A 21,039-nucleotide genomic window follows, 5' to 3' on the forward strand; every position below is an offset into this window, starting at 1 on the left:
TAAATATACTGCATTCATACTTATTCTACATTTTTCTTACAATACCTCTAATTCTAAATGATATGCAAAAATATTAATATATTCGTTGTTCCAATTTTTCTACATATCTGTAAACATGAATAAAATTAATTTGTTTCCATATGACATTGTTGGGTAATGTGGACTTCATTATTAGTGAAGTATTTCTCATCTGTTACCTCCCTTTGGAATTACTGCTTTTCGCTTTATTCCTGTTGGTTTGAACCATGGTAGCTTTTGCTTTTTCTAACGTTCCTTTACCCTCTAAAGAATTGTCTCTCCCTTACGGTCGACCTACCACTCCCATGGACCCCCAAATCAGCAATGTTCGTATCATATATATTGAGTTATTATTTTACATTATTGACTTAAGTCAGTCATAAGTATAGAATAATAAATGACTGACTTAAGTCAATAATTGTCTGGGAGGTAATAACATGTCAAAAATTAATGAAATCGAAACAGAAAGTGTAAGAAAACTATTATTCAAGTTCTCTATTCCATCTATAATAGCTATGCTTGCTAATTCACTATACAATATTTGCGACAGAGTATTTGTAGGTATTGGCATTGGTGTTTTGGGAATTTCCGCTATAAGCATATCTTATACTGTAACCTTAGCAATAATGGGATTTTCAATGTTGGTTGGTTTAGGAGCGACTTCATTAGTATCAATAAAATTAGGTGAGCATAATATTGAAAAATGTGAAATTATAGTCGGAAATACATTTACATTATCTTTTATAGTTTCTATTGTTTTAATGATCCTAGGCTACAGTTTTCTGACACCTATGCTTTCCATATTTGGAGCAAGTGGTAAAGTTCTAGAGTATGCAAAAATATATACTGGAATTTTATTAATTGGCACCCCTTTCCAAATTTTAAGCTATTCCATGAATAATATTATAAAAGGGCAAGGAAAAGCTAGAAGAGCTATGATAAACTTTCTTATATCAATTATTCTAAATGCAATTTTTAATCCTTTATTCATATTTGTATTTCATTTGGGAATTGCAGGTTCTGCACTGGCAACTATACTCTCTACAGCCATAGGGACAATCTTTTCTACATCACCATACTTTTTAAGGAATGCTTCAATCAAAATTCATATTAAGAATTTAAAACTCAGAAAAGATATTATTATTTCCTCACTATCTATAGGTGTTTCCGGTTTTGTAATGCAGCTGTCCATGAGTCTTATTACTATTCTCTTTAACAAACAGTGCTTGCATTATGGTGGAAATACTACTGTAGCTGCTTATGGAATTATAAACAGTCTTATTATGCTTATTTACATGCCTATATATGGAATAAATCAAGGTGTGCAGCCTATAATAGGATACAATTATGGAGCTAGGAAATATGACAGGGTACTTGAGGCTCTTAAATTATCTGTTATAGCCGCCAGTATTATATCTTCAATTGGATTTATTATTTTTCAATTGTTTAGTAAAAACATTTTCGTTATATTTGGGAAAAATAGTTCGGCATTGATATCTATTGGAACTCCAGCTATGAAAATATTCTCTATAAGCACACCCATAATAGGCTTTATTATAATAGGGGTAAGCTATTTCCAATACATTGGGAAAGCAAAATATTCTATAGTTTTAAGTTTGCTACGTCAAATTGTAATAATAGTTCCACTTATTATTATTCTGCCTAAATTTATAGGTATAAATGGAATATGGTTTTCAACGCCTATTACAGATTTTATTATCACTGTAATTATGTTAATTTTAGTATGTCCTAAGATTAAGCGTTTAAATATTAAAATAATAGGTACATTATAATAAACTTTAGTTAATTGACTTATGTCAATCGATTTAATATAATAGCCTTAGTAGGAAGAAAGGGGACTTTTATTTGAGAATTTCAAAAGATCCAAAAGAAAGAAAAAATGAGCTTATGGATGCTGCAGAAGAACTTTTTTCAACTATAGGTTACAATGAAATTTCGGTAAGCGATATAGTAAAAAAAGTATCCGTATCACAGGGAACATTTTATTACTATTTTAAATCCAAGGAAGATATGTTTATTGCTATATTTGCAAGGAATTCTGAGGTGTTGATTAATAAGCTTCAGAAAGAAACAAAAGATGACAATATTAATGCGCTTCAAATGTTAATAAGAGTGGTTGAAATCTATGCTCAATCAAAAGAAAATAAAGAAGAGGATAAACTCGTTGAAGTACTTCATTATGATGAAAATACGAGTTTACATCATAAAGTTATTGTTCAGGGAATAACTAGTAAACTCCCTGTTTTTACTGATATTATAAAACGGGGAGTGGATGAAGGTATATTTCATACGGAATATCCAAGGGAAGTGGCAGAATTCATACTGACAGAATGTGGTTTTGTACTTGATCCTGGAGTCTTTGGATTTAATAAAGAACAAATCATAAAGAAATCAGAGGCTTTAACTGATATGGTAGAGAAAATTTTAGGCTTACCAAAGGGTAGTTTTGTAATAGCATTATAATTAACATAACATATAAATACTATAGATACATTTATATGTTAATTTATTTTTGGTTTTATAAAAGGCATACAAGATAATTTTTAAATTATCTTGTATGCCTTTTTAACATTAATAAGGTGTCAAAACAATCCTATGATAGAAGAAAACTTAAATTAGATAAAGATATGAACCATTTTGCAGCTGAAATTAAAAGATTGTATATATTATATTGTATGGATTTTTGGTTTTTTTATAACTACAATTTCTTTGTTGACACGAGTATAATATCAGCGTACTGTTAATATAGTACACTAATATTGTAGATAGGTTTTGAATATTATTATGAAAAATGTTAAAATTGGCGACAAGTTTTCTCCTATTAGAGAATTTTCCGTGAAATTAAAAATCAATAAGGAGTGGAATTACATGAAAAATAAAACAGAGAAAATTCAAATGAATATTGGAAAGAAAATTTTTAAAGGTTTTAGGAATATTACAATTTTCTTTATTACAGTGATCCTATTAATAAGTATATCAGGCTTAATATATGAAAGAATCGGGTTATATTCTGATAGCAAGAAATATAGTGTACCAGGAAAAATCGTTAAAGTTAATGGTCATAATATGCATGTTTATTCAGAAGGAAAAGGAAATTCAACGGTAGTTTTTGTATCAGGCTTCGGCACACCAAGTCCATATGCTGATTTTTATCCTTTATATAATGAGATATCAAAGTATACAAGAACTGTGGTTTATGAAAGACCGGGATATGGATACAGCGAAGTGTCTAATACAAGTAGAGATATTGATACAATTACAAAAGAAATGCATGAATTGCTTGAAAAATCAGGGGAAAAGGCTCCATATATACTTGTAGGACATTCGATGGGTTCATTGGAAATTATAAGATTTGCCCAAAGGTATAAAAATGAGGTTAAAGGAATTGTCATGATAGATGGTGGAAGTCCAGAATTTTATGCGAATGAAGAAATTAATCAAAATCCAATATCATCTATGAAACTAAAATCAGTTTTGAAAAATGAAGGAATAATCAGATTATTGTTTAATTACTCAAAAAAATTTTATAATTCAACATACTCATCTCGAAATCAACTATCACTTGTGCCATTAGATTTAAAAAATGTTGATACTGCAATGTATTTAAAAACTATGACAAACAAGAACAAAACAGCTGAATTAGTAAATTTAAAATCAAATGCACTGATTGTAAAGAAATTTGGGTATTTAGGTCAAATACCTTTAAGAATATTAACGTCTGGTGAAGAAGCAAAAGATCGTGAATGGAAAAATAGTCAAGAAGATTTTAAGTCTTGGTCAACGGATAGTAAGCAGAAAATTGTTAATAACAGTCCTCATTATATACATCAATATGAACCTAATGAAGTAAATAGTTATATAATAGAAGTTATAAATAAGTTAAATGCATTAAAGTAAACATGAGCGTTATAAAAATTAATTTTAAAGGATATTAAAAAATCCTTGTTTTATGTATGGGACCTCGCCAACAAAAGTCTGAACCACACCAGTAGCAATTTTATACTATCTACGTAAATGTGAATATACTATAGAAATTAAAATAATAAGGATAACTAACACTTTTTCCCTCAATACATATCTCCACCATAATATTTAAAATATGGTGAATTGATTACAATACAATTTGTAAATTAGAATATTATTAATTAATAATATTCTAATTTATGATTATAATCGCTTTGAAAATTCCTTATATTGAATCGTAAACTTTGATTGTGCATTACCTAAAAATACGATTGTTCCATTTTTAGACAATGTAACCTTTTTAATACCTGTAATTAGAGAATCATTCACTAAAACTCCATTGCTATCATAAACTACAAAGGCTGTATTCTTCGGTATATCTACAGTAATTTCCTTACCAGCTGATTCCTTATCTATTTTATACCAGCTAGCATATCCGTCTTTCTTAATTGTAAATTTGAATTTATTCTTTGTTGGAAAAGTTTCAATTGCATCTTCTGATACATAAGTAGCACCACCTGCCCTTAGGTATTCAACCTCATCCTTTTTATAAAATGTGTAGTCCAATAGGTCACGTGATAATACATCTGGACCATCTAATATAGCAACAGCTGAATTATTATCTATAATTTTATTTAAGCGAAAATATCCATCAGGCCCTTTCGTAAGGCAAGGCTAACTTGTACATCGGGACATTCCAACATATACATTAATGAAGAGTATTTTTCATTTATTAAGAAATATTTCTTCCCCTCTCTTTTGGCCCAAGCTTGTGAAACACTTTCTGTTAACTTATTTACTCAGTATACATAAAATTATTGGCTCCTATGCCGGACTCGAAAATAAATTTTTATCTTTTAAATTGCATTAAATGTTCCAATTGTTTATTATTTTCAATTTTAATACTAGATAATTAATCACAGTATATTTTTATTTGAATAACATAGAGTAGCAGTTAGAAAAACTGATACTGCTAGGAGGTAAAACTATGTATAGTTATTGGCACGCTGATATGAGCGAATATGATAAACAACAACGTGAAAAGTCCCTCATACACGATTGTAATGAATGTAAAAGACATGAATGCGATGAATGTAAAAGACACGATTGTAATGAATGTAAAAGACATGAATGCGATGAATGTAATAGACGCGAATGCAATGAATGTAAAAGACATGAATGCGATGAATGTAAAAGACACGATTGTAATGATTGTAAAAGACATGAATGCGATGAATGTAAAAGACGCGAATGCAATGAGTGTGATTAACCATCTTGAAAAATTTGACAAGTAATAAATGTATTCATAAATAAAACCTATTATATTTATGAATGATTGATATAGATATGAATAAGCTGCTTTACACAAGCAGCTTATTTTTCAAATAAGCCTTGCATTAAAATACAATTGAGTTATATTCGGGATAGCGCCAACATTTTCGACAAAACCCACGCTATGGTTTTAATGTCAGCTTTATGGAAAACTTATCTTGCTACTAATAAGCTCTGCTGTAATATTTAAAATGAGGACTTTAGCTTTATAAAATAAAGACCTTGAAGCCAGTGAACTTAAAACTTGTGAAATAGTTCATAAATATATTGATAGTCTATACTTTGAGTTTAACCTATATCGTAGATTCTTAGTTAGAAATGTACCATTTACTTTGAGATTTATACATATCCTTATATTCCCCATTTATGCTTATAAGTTCATCATGTGTTCCTAACTGAACAATTCTTCCTTTATCTAAGACAATTATCTTATCCGCTATTTTTGCAGATCCAAGCCTGTGTGTTACAATTATAGATGTTTTACCATCAGACATTTCCTTAAATTTTTTATAAAGCTTAGTTTCTTCAATAGGATCTATTGAAGCAGTAGGTTCATCAAGAATTATCATGTTATGTGATTTATAAAATCCTCTTGCTATTGCTATTCGCTGCCACTCTCCCCCTGATAAGTCTACACCATCAAACTCACGTGAAAGCATAGTTCCATAGCCTTCTGGAAATTTGTCAACAGATACTGAAAGCGCAGCTTTCTTTACGGCCGCATTAATGCGTGAGCTGCTTACATTTGAAGTAGTATCACTTATTGAGATATTTTCATCAAGAGTCATTTTATATTTCTGAAACTTTTGAAATACACCTGAAGTATTTTTAAATATACTTCCTTTAGAAACATATCGAGTATCATGTCCATTAAATTCAACTTTTCCTTTAGTAGGAAAATATATCCCTATAAGAAGTCTTACAAGGGTACTCTTTCCCGCACCATTTTCACCAACTATTGCAACAGTTTCACCAGGTTTTATATCAAAAGAAACATGTGATAGTGAATTTTTAGTACTTCCAGGGTAAACAAAAGAAACATCTTCTATATTTATTCCAGGAATCCCCTTTGTTTTTACATCTTCTCCTTTACATTCGTCCATGTCAAAAAATCTTATAAGATTTTTCACAGTACCAATCTTTGGAAGTACGCTGCCTATATTCCAACATATCATTTCTTCCATCATTCCTATAAGCATATCTAAAGATCCAAATACTGCACCAAAAGCACCTATTGATATTGATTTATCTAATGCACATTTTACAAGAATCAGAAGAATTATAATATAACCGCTTAAAGTTAAAAGCTTTAAGCTGAATTCTATAACTGCAGATTTTTTCTGAGTTTTGAAAGCTTCATTATTAATTATTGATAAAGCATTTTTATAAAGTTTTTTAAAGTATCCAAAACATCCTAAAATTCTAGTTTTTTAAAATATTCCCTATCCATAATACATTTTTCATAGTATTGGTATTCTCTCCTTAATGGAGCAACTTTATCTTCAAGATTTGCAAAAAGTTTAACTTTTAACACCTGTGCTAAAGTTACTGGAACAAATATAATAAATATTGATAGTACAAGTATAGGCTTTAATTTGTAAAGATATATACCCATAATCACAAAATACGGAATATACACTAAAAGCACACCAAGTAGTACGTCTATTGCAGACATTCCTCTGTTAGCACCCTCTTCGGCTTTATTTATATCATCAAGGAAAAGAGGATTCTCAAAATCAATAGGATTCATTTTTGAACTTTTTATATTGATTTTTTTTATTATTTTCCCAGATACTTTTTTAAATAAATCTTTGTATACTACATTTGAAGCTCCATTCAAAATTTGAACGGTTACAATACATCCAAATAATAAAAAAATCTGGATTAATAAATTTACAAATGTTATTTTACCTAAAATATAATTAGACACGGCATCAAAAAGGTTACTTATAGCTATAGTATTTAATGCTAAAAATATTCCTAATAAAATTTTTATCAAAGAATATATAGATATATATATAGGACAAGCTTTTAATGTAAAAGTTAGTAATCTTTTAAATATTTTAAAAAGAGAAACATCATCTTTTTTCTTTATCATAACCATCAATCCTTTTTATATTAACAATAGAGTATGTTAAAAAACTAATTAATTAGTTTTTTACATTCCAATTTAAAATGCAAAATTTAAGAATTACTTTTTTACTGCGTTATGGAAAAGCTTTATTTGATTTTACTCGCAAAACGCGGGGAATATACGTTAAGACAGTTATTACCAAAAATATATTTTGTTATAAATTTTAGTTATGCATACTTACACTACCGCTCTTAATTGTCCATCCATCAAATTACTCCAGAGCCACCCATTCTAGCGCTAGATGCAGTCATTGACATTGTAAGATTTGTTCCAGTAAAACTTCGGGTTATTCCTCATCTAGTAGTATCAAAACTTAAAGTAGAAGCGTAGCTGCTCGCAAATACTACAGTTGATATTACCAGAATTACTAAAAGTATAGCTGCGGAACAGATTTTTTCGTTTCTTATTGGTCATATTAATTCCCCCTTTTATATATATAAAGTAACTCCATACATAAAATAGATTCCATGTCGTTTACAAAAAAGCTTTAACTTCAAATTATATTTTGTTGCAAATTTCAGGAAGCATACATGCTGGCGTACAAAAAATAACACCGCTATCTAGCCGGTGTTATTTGTAAATATCTATTTTATATGAGAACCCTATTTATTTAATTTTAAAGTTTTTAAAGTAGTATTTCTTATCTTCCTCTGTAACTTCTCTTATTATTTTACAAGGATTACCTACAGCTATAGAATTAGATGCAATATCTTTAGTTACAACGCTACCAGAGCCAATCACTACATTATCACCAATAGTAATTCCTGGATTTACTATAACACCACCTCCTATCCAAACATTATCGCCTATATTAATTGGAAATGCATATTCAAGTGCTGCATTGCGTGGTTCAAAATGAATAGGATGACCTGCGGTAAAAAGGCTTACGTTTGGTGCAAACATAACATTATCACCAATTGTAACCTTAGCGCAATCTAAAATAGTACAATTGTAGTTACTATAAAAATTTTCTCCAATAGAAATATTATATCCATAGTCACATCGAAATGGTGATTCTATATGGAACCCACTCCCAACTACACCTAATAATTTCTTTACAATTTCCATTTGCTTCTCACCTTGGCTTGGGCGTAGGGTGTTATAGTCAAATATCATTTCTTTTGCATATTGGCGTTCAGATAATAGTTCTTCTCCGAATGCTTTATATGGTTTTCCACTTAACATTTTTTCTTTTTCTGTCATAGCCTCTACCCTCCATATTATATAACGCTTGAAAATCGCATTTTCTCTTATTATTTTACCATATTTACTGTAATTTAAATCCAAAATACCAATAAATATATTTTCAGATAATTTGAACTGAAAAGTTGTAAAACTAGTTTATTATGTTTATATATAGAACATTGAGAAATCTCGAGATAGGGAAATCATTAAATGTACTATAGCAAATAGAAAACTTCAGTTTACAAAAAAAGATATGGGCTTCATTTTAAACTATGAATCCCATATCTTTTTTTATATTATTATTTTATATGACTAACTTTAATATTCTATATTGCAATAATTAAACCTACAATTAATGCGCTTAATATACTTACACAGAAACCACCTATCATTCCTCTAAAAGCAAGTTTTGATAGTTGTCCTCTCTTATCTGGACAGAATACTGATATTCCTGATACACAGATTCCCATACTTGATATGTTTGCAAAACCTGTTAATGATACTGCAAGCATAAGTCCTGTTCTATAATCTAATGTGCTAATTACTTTACCAAGTTGTCCAAATGCTACAAACTCATTTAACGCCATCTTACTTCCAAGTAATTGCCCTGCAAGTAATACTTGGTCATTCGGAACACCCATTAAATAACCTATTGGTGCAAATGCATATCCGAGTATTCCTTCCAGTGATACTCCAAAGATTCCAAGAAATCCATTAAGCATTGCAACTAGTGCTACTATTGCTATAAGTACTGCACCAATTCCAAGAGCCATATTAAGCCCTGCAGATGCGCCTTCTGAAATAGCTGATATTAAGTTTTCATTATCACCCTTATTATCTATTTTTAAATTCTCTATTTCACTCGCCACTTCTGCCTCAGGAATTAATATTTTAGAGATAATTATACTTCCGAGTGGCACTAATGTACTACCAATTAAAAGATATTCCATAGGTATTCCAAGACCAACATATCCCATTATTACACTAACGGACATACTACCCATACCTGATACAAGCACTAGCATTATTTCACTTTCAGTCATTTTAGGTAGATACTTGCTTACAAGTAATGGTGAATCTGTTTGCCCTAAAAACATATTTGCTACTGCCACAAAACTTTCTACTTTGCTTGTTCCAATAACCTTTCCTATTGCTCCACCTATTATTTTAATTACAAGCCCTAAAACTCCTAGATAAAATAAAGCTGAAACCAATGCTGATACAAATATTATGTTACCTAATACTTGTATACCAAATACCATTCCTGTTGGTGCAGCTCCGTCTGCTAATGATCCAAATATAAAGTTTAACCCCGCACTACCATAGTTTAAAACGTTACTAACCCCATCTGATACATTTTGTATAACTACCCTTCCCAATGGAACTTTAACTAATAAGATTGCCACTACAAATTGTATAGCAAATGCCTTAATAATTAATTTCTTATTAATATTGACCTTATTATTTGATACTAGATATAAAACACCAAATAACATTACAATCCCTAATAAGTTTCTTATTATTATCATAAATTATTCCTCCACCTTTTCCTTATTCTTATACAATTTTACTAATTATTGATAATTTAACCCTTTAAGAACCTTCAAAAATAACAAGTCAATACGCTTGTCTATTTTTCAGCATGCCTTATTAGTTTATTTTATACAACTATTTTAAAATCTTATAACTATATTATACCAAAGGCTAGTAATTATTGGTGTCTTTATTTAAATAAATTGTCGAATTTAATAAAATAAATTAAGTTTCTAAAAAAATAGGATACTGCAGCTACTAGCCCTTATTTATTTTCTGGCAAACAAAAGCACTAAAAACTAATCAATAGAAAAGTTTTTAGTGCTTTTTTTAATTAAATCATATGCGGAGCTACTATTGCTACAACCTTAATTATTTAACCTTTTATCACCGTTAAAAGCATTTGGAATCTTACGCGAGCTTCAAGTCCATGAGGAACATTAGAAGGCATGATTATTGTTTCGCCTGCCTTAACATTGAAAATATCATTATCTATGGTAATTTCCGCTTCACCATCTAATACTTGAACCATAGCGTCTCCAGGAGTTACGTGGGTGCTGATACCTTCTCCTTTATCCAGTGAGAATAATGTAATACTCACAGATGGTGTCTGCGCAATCGTTCTACTTATAACCTGGGCCTCTTGATAAGATATTAAATTCTTTAAATCAATTACTTTTGAGAATTCTATATTTTTAATTAAGCTTTTCATACTGTTACCCCCTTAAATTCTTTAATTACAGTATATTACTATTAGTGATAAAAGTCCGTAACTTACGTTACCTTTTATAATAATTATCGGCAGTTGCAGTCTCCTTCAGAAAATTTCCCGGGGTATATTACCAAATTGCGGCACAACTTATTTTGCTAACTTTCTTCTACATGATCAATATAGTCAACATTTTTCAATTCGGATAAAGCATCTTCTACTGATATATCATCTATGATTCTGGCAGTAAGAATTAAACCTCTCTCTATACCTTCATCCCACTGAAAATCAGTCATAACGGCATCAATACCTAGATTTTCAGCCATGTCTTTTGCACTAATCGTATCAGCTTTATAATCTTCAAGCCCCTCTTCTGTTATTGTGACATCATAAATTGTACTTTTCATTGACATTTTATACACCGCCATATCATTAATATTTTTTAACCTACTATATATATATAATGTTCTACAGAAATCTTAAAATATACCTGTATTTTTGGTTTAAATATATGGTTGACGAGTCAACAAAATCGTTCTATAATAAGGTTGACTTATCAATTAAAACAAGAAGTTTTTTAATATACTTGAGTATAAGGGGGTTAAATTTTGAAAGAAGATATAATACATTTAATTAAGCTCAATAATAAAATTTTTAGAACCACCCAGGTTTATTTGGATAAGGTGTTAAAGAAATATGAATTAAGCAGTGGTTCTTACCCATATTTACTTGTATTAAATGAAAATGAAGGTATAAGCCAGAATAAAATAAGTAAAGAATTAGGTTTTGATAAAGCAATGTCAGCTAGGACTGTCACAAAACTTATAAACCTTGGATACTTAGATAGAAAAGAGGATGAGGCCGATTCTAGAGCATATAAATTATATTTAACACAGAAGGCTAAGATTATAATTCCAAATGTGCTCAATGAAATTCATAAGTTGGAAGGTCTAATAACAAATGATTTAAGTGAAAAGGAGAAAGTTATTACCCTAGATTCATTGAATAAGATTTTAAATAATATGAAAAATTTTAAATTATAAGGATAAAAGGAGAATATAAATGGAAGCAGCAAATAATAGCATTAATAAACATAGATGGGTAATTCTAATTATAATTGTAATGGTAGTTTTTATGTCTACCCTAGATAGTAGCATTGTAAATGTAGCTTTACCTATGATGGCTAAATCTTTAAATGTGACATCAGCAGGTATTCAACTGGTAGTAACCAGTTATTTAATTATAATTTCAGCAACTATATTAGTTTTTGGAAGATTGGGGGATATAGCTTCTAAAACAAAGATATTTAAGTTTGGTATAGCTTTATTTACACTTGGTTCTTTATTTTGTGGAGTAACAAGTTCACTGTTTGTTTTAGTCCTAGCTAGAGTAATACAAGCCGTAGGGGCCGCAGCCACTATGGCAAACAGCCAAGGGATTATCACTGCAGTATTTCCATCAAATGAAAGAGGGAAAGCACTAGGAATCTCAGGATCCTTCGTGGCACTTGGAGCTTTAGTTGGGCCTCCACTGGGAGGATTTATAGTACAAGCTACTAGTTGGGAATATATTTTTTTAATAAATGTCCCAATAGGTATAATAACTTTACTTTATAGTTTTAAGATACTTCCTAAAGAACACAAAAGAGCAAAAGGAAAATTAGATGTGCCAGGAGCGTTATTGTTTATGTTTGCTATAGTTCCTCTATTTGTAGCTTTAGGTAAAGGTCAAGAGGTTGGATTTACTCAGCCCATAATTTTATTAGGGTTTTTAATCGCAATTATTTCTTTTATTGTATTTGTTATGGTGGAAAAGAAATGTGAAGACCCTTTATTACAGCTAGAAATTTTCGAAAATAAATTGTTTTCACTTAGTATATTTTGTGGATTCATATTCTTTGTAGCCATCTTTTGCTCAAGTATTATTCAACCTTTTTATCTTCAGGATGTGATGAATTTTTCACCTTCATCTACTGGTTTATTACTTATGATCTATCCATTAGTTTTGTCTGTGGTGGCACCTCTTAGTGGACATTTCTCAGATAAAATAGGCTCAGAAATTTTAACTTTTATTGGGTTAGTAGTTTTAAGTTTAGGTTTAATATTAATGTCAACTCTAAATGAGAAATCTTCAACTATAAGCATGGTAATTTTTATAGGGGTTATGTCACTGGGTACTGGGTTATTCCAATCACCTAATACTTCTTTAATAATGTCAACAGTATCAAAGGATAAGCTAGGCATTGCAGGGAGTATAAATGGACTTGTAAGAAATTTGGGAATGGTATGCGGCATAGCTTTATCTACTACTCTTTTGTATAGCATGATGAGCTATAAAATTGGATATCATGTAACAGATTACGTAGTAGGAAGAAATGATGCATTTATTTACGGCATGAAAACTGTATATATAACTGCAGCGGTTATTTGTATGATTGGGGCAATTTTAACCTCTTTGAGATTATTTAATCGAAAAGATAAATTAGAAAACTAAAAAATACCTGATCTACACAATATTATATTCCCGTATCAATAGTATTATTGATTGCGTTATTTATTTTTAACTTAATAGTTTTTATACGTACCGCCAACATTCACGACAAAATCCACTTTAAGACATAAAATTGACATAATCATGATAAAATAACGGCGAAGTCAACTAAAGATACATATGAATTATGCATTAGGTATTCAATCTGAACATATTTTTCTATGGAATATACATCATTAATAGTATAATTAAGTAAATATTAGTCTTATATAGATTAAATTAAAAAGGAGATATAACTATGAGAAATACAGCCCTTTTAGTTGTAGACGTTCAAAATGCACTAGTCTTAGCCAAGCCTTTCGCAGTAGAAGAGGTCATTAGTAATATAAAAAAATTAATTAAAACATGTAGAGAAAAAAATGTAGAAGTAATTTATATTCAACATACTGATAAAATTGGGGGTGAATTAGAGCCTAATTCAGAAGGCTGGAAAATCTATGGAGAAATAAGTCCTGCTATAAATGAAACGGTAATAAGTAAAACTTTTAATTCTGCTTTTAAGGAGACAATTTTAAAAGATTATTTAGATAATAAAGGTATTAACAAATTAATTATGACAGGTATGCAAACAGAGTATTGCTTTGATACTACTTGTAAAGTTGCATTTGAGTATGGGTTTAAGTTAATTATACCTGAGAAAACAAATACAACATTTAATAATGGAAATATATTAGCTAAAGATCTATATGAACATTATAACTTTAATATATTTAATGGTAGATTCGGTATTGTAGAATGCCTAGATAATACAATAGAAAGATTAATAGGTTAACTAATAATAAAGCTATCCAATATAACGAAATTTATATTGGATGGCTTTTTTATTTTATTTATAGCTAATATTTGATATTATAGCCAATTAGCCTCTAACCCCAATATCGGAATTAGTGATGGACAAGAAGTTATACCTATTATGGTATTCTATTAGACTATTCCCAAGGTCCATGTACCTACATTTTAATAATATAATAAAAAATTCCACAAAATTTAAAAAAGTCTGTGGGTTTTTTCATAGTACATACGTCTAAACCTATGAGAACTAAATTAAAGGGGGATTTTTATGAGAAAAATAGGTACGATTACTTCTTCAATAGGGCTAATTTTTCTTGGTATCTGGATGATTATATATATGAATAATCCAGAACTTGGTAAGCAAATTTTTATATGGTGGCCTGGGATTTTCATTCTACTGGGAGTAGAGATATTAATACAGTCTAATAGAAAGCATGAGAGCTGTAGAAATCAATTTAATTACTTGACGATTTTAATTATATTTTTGTATTTAGGAATAAATGTATTCCTTAATTTATCCGGAAAATTTGGAAGCATAATAGATAAAGTTGGGTCTGGCATTGAATTTAACGACGAAAACTTTAAAATAGGTTCTTTAAATAACACAAAAAAAATAAGTGCATCTAAAACCTTATCTATTAATGGAAATAGACTTGTATTTAAAGCTCCCAATGCGGATATTAAGATTTGTAGATCACAAGACCAAAATATAAAAATCCAAGCAGATATCTATGTGAAAGAAAATAGTTCTGTTAACGATTATAAAATAGCTGAGGAAAAAACTATGGAGGGGTATGAGGTTAATATTAAAGAAAGTTATATTAAACATGTCAAGGCATATATATATGTACCTTATGGATACAATTTAAAAATCGATGCTGCTAATTGTCAGATAAAAACTATTGATTCAAATATAAAATCTAATATAGATATTGATGCAAGTAATGCAAATATTTCCTTAGAGGGAGATATTGAAAAAAGTAATATAAATGTTTCTAATGCTAATATATATTTTAGAAATAAACTTTGTAAAGATATAAATATGAATGCAAGTAATGGTAAGATTACTGTATACACAGAGAGTAAGAACTTAAATGTAGACGCGAATATAAATAGTGGAGCATGTATAGTAAATGGAGAGAAAAGAGTAAATAAAGGAATATCAACAAAAATTGGGAATGGGGACGGTAAATTAAAAGTTGATATTGCTAATGGGGTAGTGAGTGTTAATAGTCAGGAGTGATTTTTTTGGAAGAACACCAAATAGTAGAGAGACTTAGAAACAAGGACAATGAGAGCTTTATTGAAATAGTAAATAAGTACAAAAGAAAGGTTATCTCTTTATGCTATGCATATACTCAAGATTACTTTGAAGCTGAAGATTTGTCGCAAGAAGTATTTATTGCCTTGTATAATAATATAGCAAAATTTAGAGAAGAATGTTCGTTATCCACATATATTTATAAAATATCAATATCAAAAGCTTTAGATTATAAGAGAAAGAGAAATCTAAAGGGATTTTTAACCGGACTTTTTACTAATAATATTCAACCGACGGAATGTGACATAGATGAGAAAAATCATGTCAGGAAATGCATATGTAGCCTTCCACGAGATTTAAAAGAAGCTGTAGTATTATACTATTATGTAGGGTTAAAGGAAAAGGAAATATCTAAGGTTTTAAATGTATCTCAAAAAACTGTAGAGGGAAGAGTTTATAGGGCAAAACAAAAACTGAGGATAGAAATTCAAAGGGGGGATATCGAAATATGCACGAAAAATGGGATGATTTAGATAGACTAATACTAAATTCCTTTGAAGAACATGAGCTAAGTAGCAATTATAATGAGAAGCTAATAAACAGAATTGAAAAGAATAAAAAAAGTTCAATAGATATTCCTGCTATGTCACTAATTGTTGCAGGGCTGACTATGATGCTGATAATTAGTACTAACTTACAATATAAAATAATTAAAACACAATGCAGATTAAAAACAGAAATTATGGTTGTGCAATATAAATATAATGAAAACATGAATGATTTAAAATATTTGATTGGAGATGGATATAATGCAAAAAAGAAATGATTTTTTAACCTTTATGGCAGCCTTAGTTCCTGGGCTTGGATATATGTACTTAGGACTTATGAAAAAAGGAATACAAGCAATGGTTATATTTTTCATGGTGGAACCCTTATTTAGATTTATTGGGTTAGGAGGATTAACAAGCGTAATTCAAATTCCACTTTGGTTCTATTTGCTCTTTGACACATTCAATATCGCTCATAAGCTTGATAGAGGCGAAAATGTATGTGACTCTGACTTTATATTTAGTAATTATCATAATTTCAATAAGAAAGAAAATCTAAATAATGATACTATAGAAAACATGAAAGACAAAAGTGGGCTAATAGTCGGCTGTGCATTGGTGATAATAGGTGTTCTTTCAATTATTAATAAATTATTTGGAAGTAATGCAATATATGATTTTATAAAACAGAGCATAGGAATATACTTTGTACCAGTACTTTTTATATTTATTGGGGTATATCTTCTAGTGAAGCCACATCAAAAGAAATAGTATAATTCCTTTATAACATTCCTATATGTCATCCCAAGCTATTTCCTATACAATAAAAAGTTATATTTTTATGAATGTACGATTTTATATTAAATCGTACATTCGTTTATGACGCAATTTAAGAAAACTCTGTCTTAACAGAGTATTTCATCTCCTTCAATAACAATCATAACAGAATATTGAGTTGAAAACATACCACCAGTTGTACTATATTGAATGTCCTTAATTTTCAATTTATTTAATTACACATTGTCCTGGACTTTTGAACCAGCATAAATGGCGACCTCTACAGTGTTTAATATCTTTTTCTGCTAAAAATACATTTACCGTTTCTGCCCCTAATATTTATTTATATAACTTTAGGTTCTCTCCTTGACTTTCAATCCACATATTTAAAAGATCTTTTAAATCATCAACCTTTTCTTTATCTGTAGATACCTCATTAGGTTTAAGTTTTTCTACAACTTTGAACTCAAAGGCATTCTCTCCGTAAGCAGCCCAATCCTCTTGTAATCTTTTAATTTTAATCCTACCTAAATTTAATTGAAACTTAATTGATTCAAAGGGCTTATATAAATTTGTACATATATTCACATTAGAATATCCATTAACCGTATTATATATTTGAATTATACCCATCTGTATTTCTTGCTGCTTATAGTTGTTTATAATTTCTTTTTTATTTATATTTCTCATGATATTTTCCTCACAATTCTTATAATATTTGCTGCCATCATTGGTTCTGCTCAAGTATCGATGGTCTACCAGGTACCGTCGTATTATTGCATCATCTTCATAAATAGTTTTAATGATTTTCTTTACTTCAGCTTCCGTATATTCTCTATCAGGTTCAAACAAATCAGCAAACCTTGGTAATAATGCTTTCCGCTTCTCTTCTTTAACAGGGAACACACGAAGCTTCGGATTTTTTATTTTTGGCATCTTTTCCTCAGCTAATTCCATAACCGCCAAAAATGCCCGTGCTTGTCTTGCCCTCTCTCTCAATGCAAATCTCATATTTCTTACTGTGGATTCTGCACATGCAAGCTTCATTGCTATTTCTTTGTCACTATATTTATTAGATACCATATCTAAAAACTCTTTTTGAATTTCAGTCAATCCTGTATATTTCTTGTCCAGCATCAGCAGCATTTCAATAGGAGTTCCATGATTTGCAGTATGAATATTTACACTTTCATCATTTTCGCCAATATATTTTCCACATATTAAACAAATAAATTCTGCTTTTTTACCATCCCATACATAACTTCTTTTAAAATCTTCAATAGTTGCACTGCGAATAAACTCATTCATATCTTTCTCCTGTCTATTAATTTCATAGACAGCATAACATTTTTTCTTTATTTTTGTCAACTATAAATTTGTAACAAATAAAATAAAAGGAGAACCCACATCATCAGAGGATTCTCCTTCTTTATTACTTCTCAAATATCTGTATATATTTCATCTAAAGTGAATTTCTACGTCTTTATTATTTTAATGGCTATCTCATTTATGATTATTGAAATACACTCTATATCTGCAATTTATTTAGATGATAATTTCATTATTTAAATTAAGCTATATCAATGCTTTCACAGAAAGCCTGTGTCATTTGTAATACGATTTATCCTATCTAATTCTAATCTTTCCAATATGCACTTAAGTCGTTAGATTAAATGGATAACAAAAGCAAGTGATAGTGGGAATGTAAATAGAACAATACCCTATATTTAAATCAGCTTCTCAGGAATAAATTTAGAAGAAATTCTCTTTATTAATATATAATCAATTATCAGGAGAACACCACCCGCTGTAAACATAATAAGGTTATTGAGCATAATTACACCTGTCATTTGACCTACCAATAGAATAATTACAGGAAGAACAAGAATGCCGCTTACCTGCTGTGCTTCCTGAAAGGTTTTTGACTTTGCTGATACCATTACAGTGAAGGTTAAGGATAACAAATTAATAGCAGGTGAAATCCAAAGTATTATAATGAGCCATTTTATATCTGGAAAAATAAGTCCTCCAAAATATATGAATCCACCTATATTGATTATTATGCCAAAAGCTATAAATGAAAGCAGGGTTATAATATAGGATGGTATAAAAACGCCTAAAATCTTTGCCCTTAGCAGTTGTTCCATGGATATTGGTGTATAAAGTAGTGTCTCCATTGTCTTATGTTCTTTTTCGCCTACTAAACTGCTGGCTCCAATAATCCCTGAACACATTATGGGAATTATAAGAAAGTATGATGGAAACATATAATTTATAGCAATTTTTATTACAAGTTGTGCAGGACTATATGCCTTATATTCAGAAGGTAGCTTTTTAAGAAGAGAGCCGAACCCTCTTAAGACATCTGAAGCATTCCCGATATAATTGACACCGATAATTAACGCCAAAGGTATAAGTACGGTGAGAACAATGGGTACAATAGCCATTGGCACAATTACCCGCTTTGAACTTGTTATCTCATTTAAATCTTTTTTAATTAATACTTTTTCATTTCTATTCATATTAATCCCCCCCCATTATTACAATGTTACACCGTCGGCTGTGCCTTTTATATACATAAAATACAGCTGCTCCAGGGACCATTTCTGTTGCAGCACCTCATAAATTTCTCCGCCGTTTGCTATTATATTATGTATAATAGCATTCACTTCGGCGTCCCCTGAAATAGATTTACTATATAGATTATGATCTTCATGAATAAGTCCAAATTTCTCTGAAATATTTTTTCCCCTGATTTTTAATTGAAGACTTGCATTTTTCTTTGACGCGAGTTCATCAAAAGTACCGAATCCAAGAATATTACCATCATTTATAAAGCCATACAATGTGCAAATATTTTCAGCGTATTTTAACTGATGAGTGCAAAGAAAGATTGTAACTTCATTTTCTTCTGCAAGTTCTTTTATAAGTTTTGAGACATTAAGTGCATTTTCTGGGTCCAAGCCAGAAGTAGGCTCATCAAGAAATAAAATTTGAGGATTGTGAATAATAGCTATAGCTAGAGAAACTCTCTTCCTCATCCCTGTACTTAAAGCTTTAACCTTCTTATTTCTTATATCTAGTAATTCCAGCCTTTTTAAAATGAAATCTATGCGTTCCTTCAGCAGCTTTTCTTCCATACCATGCATTCTTCCAAAGAATTTTAGATTTTCCTCAGCCGTAAGATTTTCATAGCAGGAAGAACTTTCGGTCATAACTCCACATAATCTATGGAGTTCAAGATTATGTTCATTCACAGGCTTTCCTAAAATTTCAGCATGACCTGAGGTTGATGAAAGAATTCCATTGAGAATTCTAACAGTAGTAGTTTTTCCCGAGCCGTTAGGACCAAGAAATCCAAATATTTCACCCTTGGGTATGCGCAGACTTATATTGTTTATTGCATTAGTCTTTCCATCATAAGATTTTTTAAGATTCGATATATTTATTGCATTCATTTTTTTAACCTCACAATTATTAAACGTACACTGGGACAAAAAGTTCAAAAAATTTACTGCAAGCATAAAATTTTCACTTGAGATAATTTTCCCAATAAAATCATTTACAATATCTAGCATTACATCTGAATTTATAATCCACTTCTCTCCTTTGGTTTTTCCCATCCGTGGTAAATAATATATATTCTTTTATATCCATCTCTATTATATGAATGTAATTGTGTATAAATATGGATAATATGTTATAATTTATATGGGATTAGGTTGAAGTTGTAACATTAGACCGTGTAACTTTTAAATAAAGAAAGGAGAAGATTTCTATGAGTCCTTTAGAAACAAAGAATTTATACAGAATTGAAATTACAGAAAGATGTTACTGCACACTGATTGGCGCGACAGGTAATGCAATGCCATCATTTGAATCAGTTGAGAAAAATGGCAATTATGGTTCAATCCCTATTGGAGTTAAAGGATGGGTGGTAGAAAAGTTTGGGATGAAATATTTTAGACCAGATGAAAACCAAGGGGGAATAGATTTGTTTACACCTGCAAATCAGCCAATCGTTCTAATTCCGTATTATAAAATAAGTGGCCATTATAAAAGGATATAGAAACCGAATAATTTTCTTATAAAACGTCACAACTAATAAAACCGAATAATATTTAAAAATACTGTAAAATTCAAATGAATTTTACAGTATTTTTACGTCGTCTTTTTATACTGTTGCGACGCAAATCATTTATTTAATTATACTATT

The 21,039-nt window shown here is 29.9% G+C and carries 22 protein-coding genes; 12 read left to right on the forward strand and 10 right to left on the reverse strand.

Features of this window, described 5'->3' with window-relative positions:
* Positions 1-455: 455 nt before the first annotated feature.
* From ACWJKE_RS06450 to ACWJKE_RS06460, 3 genes are all read left to right on the forward strand, one after another.
* Complete coding sequence (locus tag ACWJKE_RS06450; RefSeq protein ID WP_462959280.1) at positions 456-1,811, forward strand: MATE family efflux transporter; 1,356 nt, start codon at positions 456-458, stop codon at positions 1,809-1,811.
* 73 nt (positions 1,812-1,884) lie between these two features.
* The gene (locus ACWJKE_RS06455) at positions 1,885-2,502 is read left to right on the forward strand and encodes a TetR/AcrR family transcriptional regulator (RefSeq protein ID WP_216302938.1); all 618 of its coding nucleotides are present in this window, start codon (positions 1,885-1,887) and stop codon (positions 2,500-2,502) included.
* A gap of 405 nt (positions 2,503-2,907) precedes the next feature.
* Complete coding sequence (locus ACWJKE_RS06460) at positions 2,908-3,936, forward strand: alpha/beta hydrolase (protein ID WP_268064179.1); 1,029 nt, start codon at positions 2,908-2,910, stop codon at positions 3,934-3,936.
* Positions 3,937-4,206: 270 nt separating this feature from the next.
* Here the strand turns inward: ACWJKE_RS06460 and ACWJKE_RS06465 are convergent, their stop codons facing one another.
* Positions 4,207-4,569 (reverse strand): hypothetical protein, encoded by a 363-nt coding sequence (locus tag ACWJKE_RS06465; RefSeq protein WP_462959281.1) that lies wholly within the window; start codon positions 4,567-4,569, stop codon positions 4,207-4,209.
* A gap of 497 nt (positions 4,570-5,066) precedes the next feature.
* On the opposite strand from ACWJKE_RS06465, the gene ACWJKE_RS06470 reads away from it, so the two are divergent.
* Complete coding sequence (locus ACWJKE_RS06470; protein WP_462959282.1) at positions 5,067-5,297, forward strand: hypothetical protein; 231 nt, start codon at positions 5,067-5,069, stop codon at positions 5,295-5,297.
* A gap of 345 nt (positions 5,298-5,642) precedes the next feature.
* Here ACWJKE_RS06470 and ACWJKE_RS06475 read toward each other — a convergent pair whose 3' ends face one another.
* From ACWJKE_RS06475 to ACWJKE_RS06500, 6 genes are all read right to left on the reverse strand, one after another.
* The gene (locus ACWJKE_RS06475; RefSeq protein ID WP_216303648.1) at positions 5,643-6,533 is read right to left on the reverse strand and encodes an ABC transporter ATP-binding protein; all 891 of its coding nucleotides are present in this window, start codon (positions 6,531-6,533) and stop codon (positions 5,643-5,645) included.
* A 215-nt stretch (positions 6,534-6,748) separates the two neighbouring features.
* A complete protein-coding gene (locus tag ACWJKE_RS06480; protein ID WP_216303647.1) occupies positions 6,749-7,432 on the reverse strand; it encodes a hypothetical protein in 684 nt (227 codons plus the stop codon).
* A 642-nt stretch (positions 7,433-8,074) separates the two neighbouring features.
* Positions 8,075-8,671, reverse strand: a complete 597-nt coding sequence (locus ACWJKE_RS06485; RefSeq protein ID WP_220287070.1) for a sugar O-acetyltransferase — start codon at positions 8,669-8,671, stop codon at positions 8,075-8,077.
* Positions 8,672-8,979: 308 nt separating this feature from the next.
* Positions 8,980-10,182, reverse strand: coding sequence for a NupC/NupG family nucleoside CNT transporter (locus tag ACWJKE_RS06490; protein WP_216303645.1), 1,203 nt, complete (start codon positions 10,180-10,182; stop codon positions 8,980-8,982).
* Between the two features lie 380 nt (positions 10,183-10,562).
* On the reverse strand, positions 10,563-10,898 hold the full coding sequence (locus tag ACWJKE_RS06495) for a cupin domain-containing protein (RefSeq protein WP_216303644.1): 336 nt from the start codon (positions 10,896-10,898) through the stop codon (positions 10,563-10,565).
* A gap of 155 nt (positions 10,899-11,053) precedes the next feature.
* Complete coding sequence (locus ACWJKE_RS06500; RefSeq protein WP_220287069.1) at positions 11,054-11,308, reverse strand: hypothetical protein; 255 nt, start codon at positions 11,306-11,308, stop codon at positions 11,054-11,056.
* A 195-nt stretch (positions 11,309-11,503) separates the two neighbouring features.
* On the opposite strand from ACWJKE_RS06500, the gene ACWJKE_RS06505 reads away from it, so the two are divergent.
* The 7 genes from ACWJKE_RS06505 (at position 11,504) to ACWJKE_RS06535 (ending at position 16,817) form a co-directional block, all read left to right on the forward strand.
* A complete protein-coding gene (locus ACWJKE_RS06505; protein ID WP_220287068.1) occupies positions 11,504-11,938 on the forward strand; it encodes a MarR family winged helix-turn-helix transcriptional regulator in 435 nt (144 codons plus the stop codon).
* A 19-nt stretch (positions 11,939-11,957) separates the two neighbouring features.
* Positions 11,958-13,388: an MFS transporter gene (locus ACWJKE_RS06510; RefSeq protein ID WP_220287067.1), complete on the forward strand. Its 1,431-nt coding sequence runs from the start codon at positions 11,958-11,960 to the stop codon at positions 13,386-13,388.
* Between the two features lie 295 nt (positions 13,389-13,683).
* Positions 13,684-14,217 (forward strand): cysteine hydrolase family protein, encoded by a 534-nt coding sequence (locus tag ACWJKE_RS06515; protein WP_216303641.1) that lies wholly within the window; start codon positions 13,684-13,686, stop codon positions 14,215-14,217.
* A 288-nt stretch (positions 14,218-14,505) separates the two neighbouring features.
* The gene (locus ACWJKE_RS06520) at positions 14,506-15,480 is read left to right on the forward strand and encodes a hypothetical protein (protein WP_220287066.1); all 975 of its coding nucleotides are present in this window, start codon (positions 14,506-14,508) and stop codon (positions 15,478-15,480) included.
* Positions 15,481-15,485: 5 nt separating this feature from the next.
* Complete coding sequence (locus ACWJKE_RS06525; RefSeq protein ID WP_216303639.1) at positions 15,486-16,031, forward strand: RNA polymerase sigma factor; 546 nt, start codon at positions 15,486-15,488, stop codon at positions 16,029-16,031.
* Positions 16,007-16,324: a hypothetical protein gene (locus ACWJKE_RS06530; protein ID WP_216303638.1), complete on the forward strand. Its 318-nt coding sequence runs from the start codon at positions 16,007-16,009 to the stop codon at positions 16,322-16,324. The genes ACWJKE_RS06525 and ACWJKE_RS06530 overlap by 25 nt, the downstream gene beginning before the upstream one ends.
* Positions 16,308-16,817 (forward strand): hypothetical protein, encoded by a 510-nt coding sequence (locus ACWJKE_RS06535; RefSeq protein WP_220320033.1) that lies wholly within the window; start codon positions 16,308-16,310, stop codon positions 16,815-16,817. Before ACWJKE_RS06530 ends, ACWJKE_RS06535 begins: the two co-directional genes overlap by 17 nt.
* 345 nt (positions 16,818-17,162) lie before the next feature.
* On the opposite strand, the gene ACWJKE_RS06540 is transcribed toward ACWJKE_RS06535, so the two are convergent.
* The 3 genes from ACWJKE_RS06540 to ACWJKE_RS06550 all read right to left on the reverse strand — a co-directional run bounded on the left by ACWJKE_RS06540 (position 17,163) and on the right by ACWJKE_RS06550 (position 20,281).
* Positions 17,163-18,191 carry a DUF2087 domain-containing protein gene (locus ACWJKE_RS06540; protein ID WP_258280714.1) on the reverse strand — a complete coding sequence of 343 codons (1,029 nt, stop codon included), beginning with the start codon at positions 18,189-18,191 and terminating at the stop codon, positions 17,163-17,165.
* A gap of 359 nt (positions 18,192-18,550) precedes the next feature.
* Positions 18,551-19,345: an ABC transporter permease subunit gene (locus ACWJKE_RS06545; RefSeq protein ID WP_216303635.1), complete on the reverse strand. Its 795-nt coding sequence runs from the start codon at positions 19,343-19,345 to the stop codon at positions 18,551-18,553.
* Positions 19,346-19,363: 18 nt separating this feature from the next.
* On the reverse strand, positions 19,364-20,281 hold the full coding sequence (locus ACWJKE_RS06550) for an ABC transporter ATP-binding protein (RefSeq protein WP_462954321.1): 918 nt from the start codon (positions 20,279-20,281) through the stop codon (positions 19,364-19,366).
* A gap of 320 nt (positions 20,282-20,601) precedes the next feature.
* Here ACWJKE_RS06550 and ACWJKE_RS06555 point away from each other — a divergent pair, with 320 nt between their 5' ends.
* A complete protein-coding gene (locus ACWJKE_RS06555) occupies positions 20,602-20,892 on the forward strand; it encodes a hypothetical protein (protein ID WP_216303634.1) in 291 nt (96 codons plus the stop codon).
* Positions 20,893-21,039: the final 147 nt, after the last annotated feature.

The organism is Clostridium sp. CM036 (genome assembly GCF_055081135.1).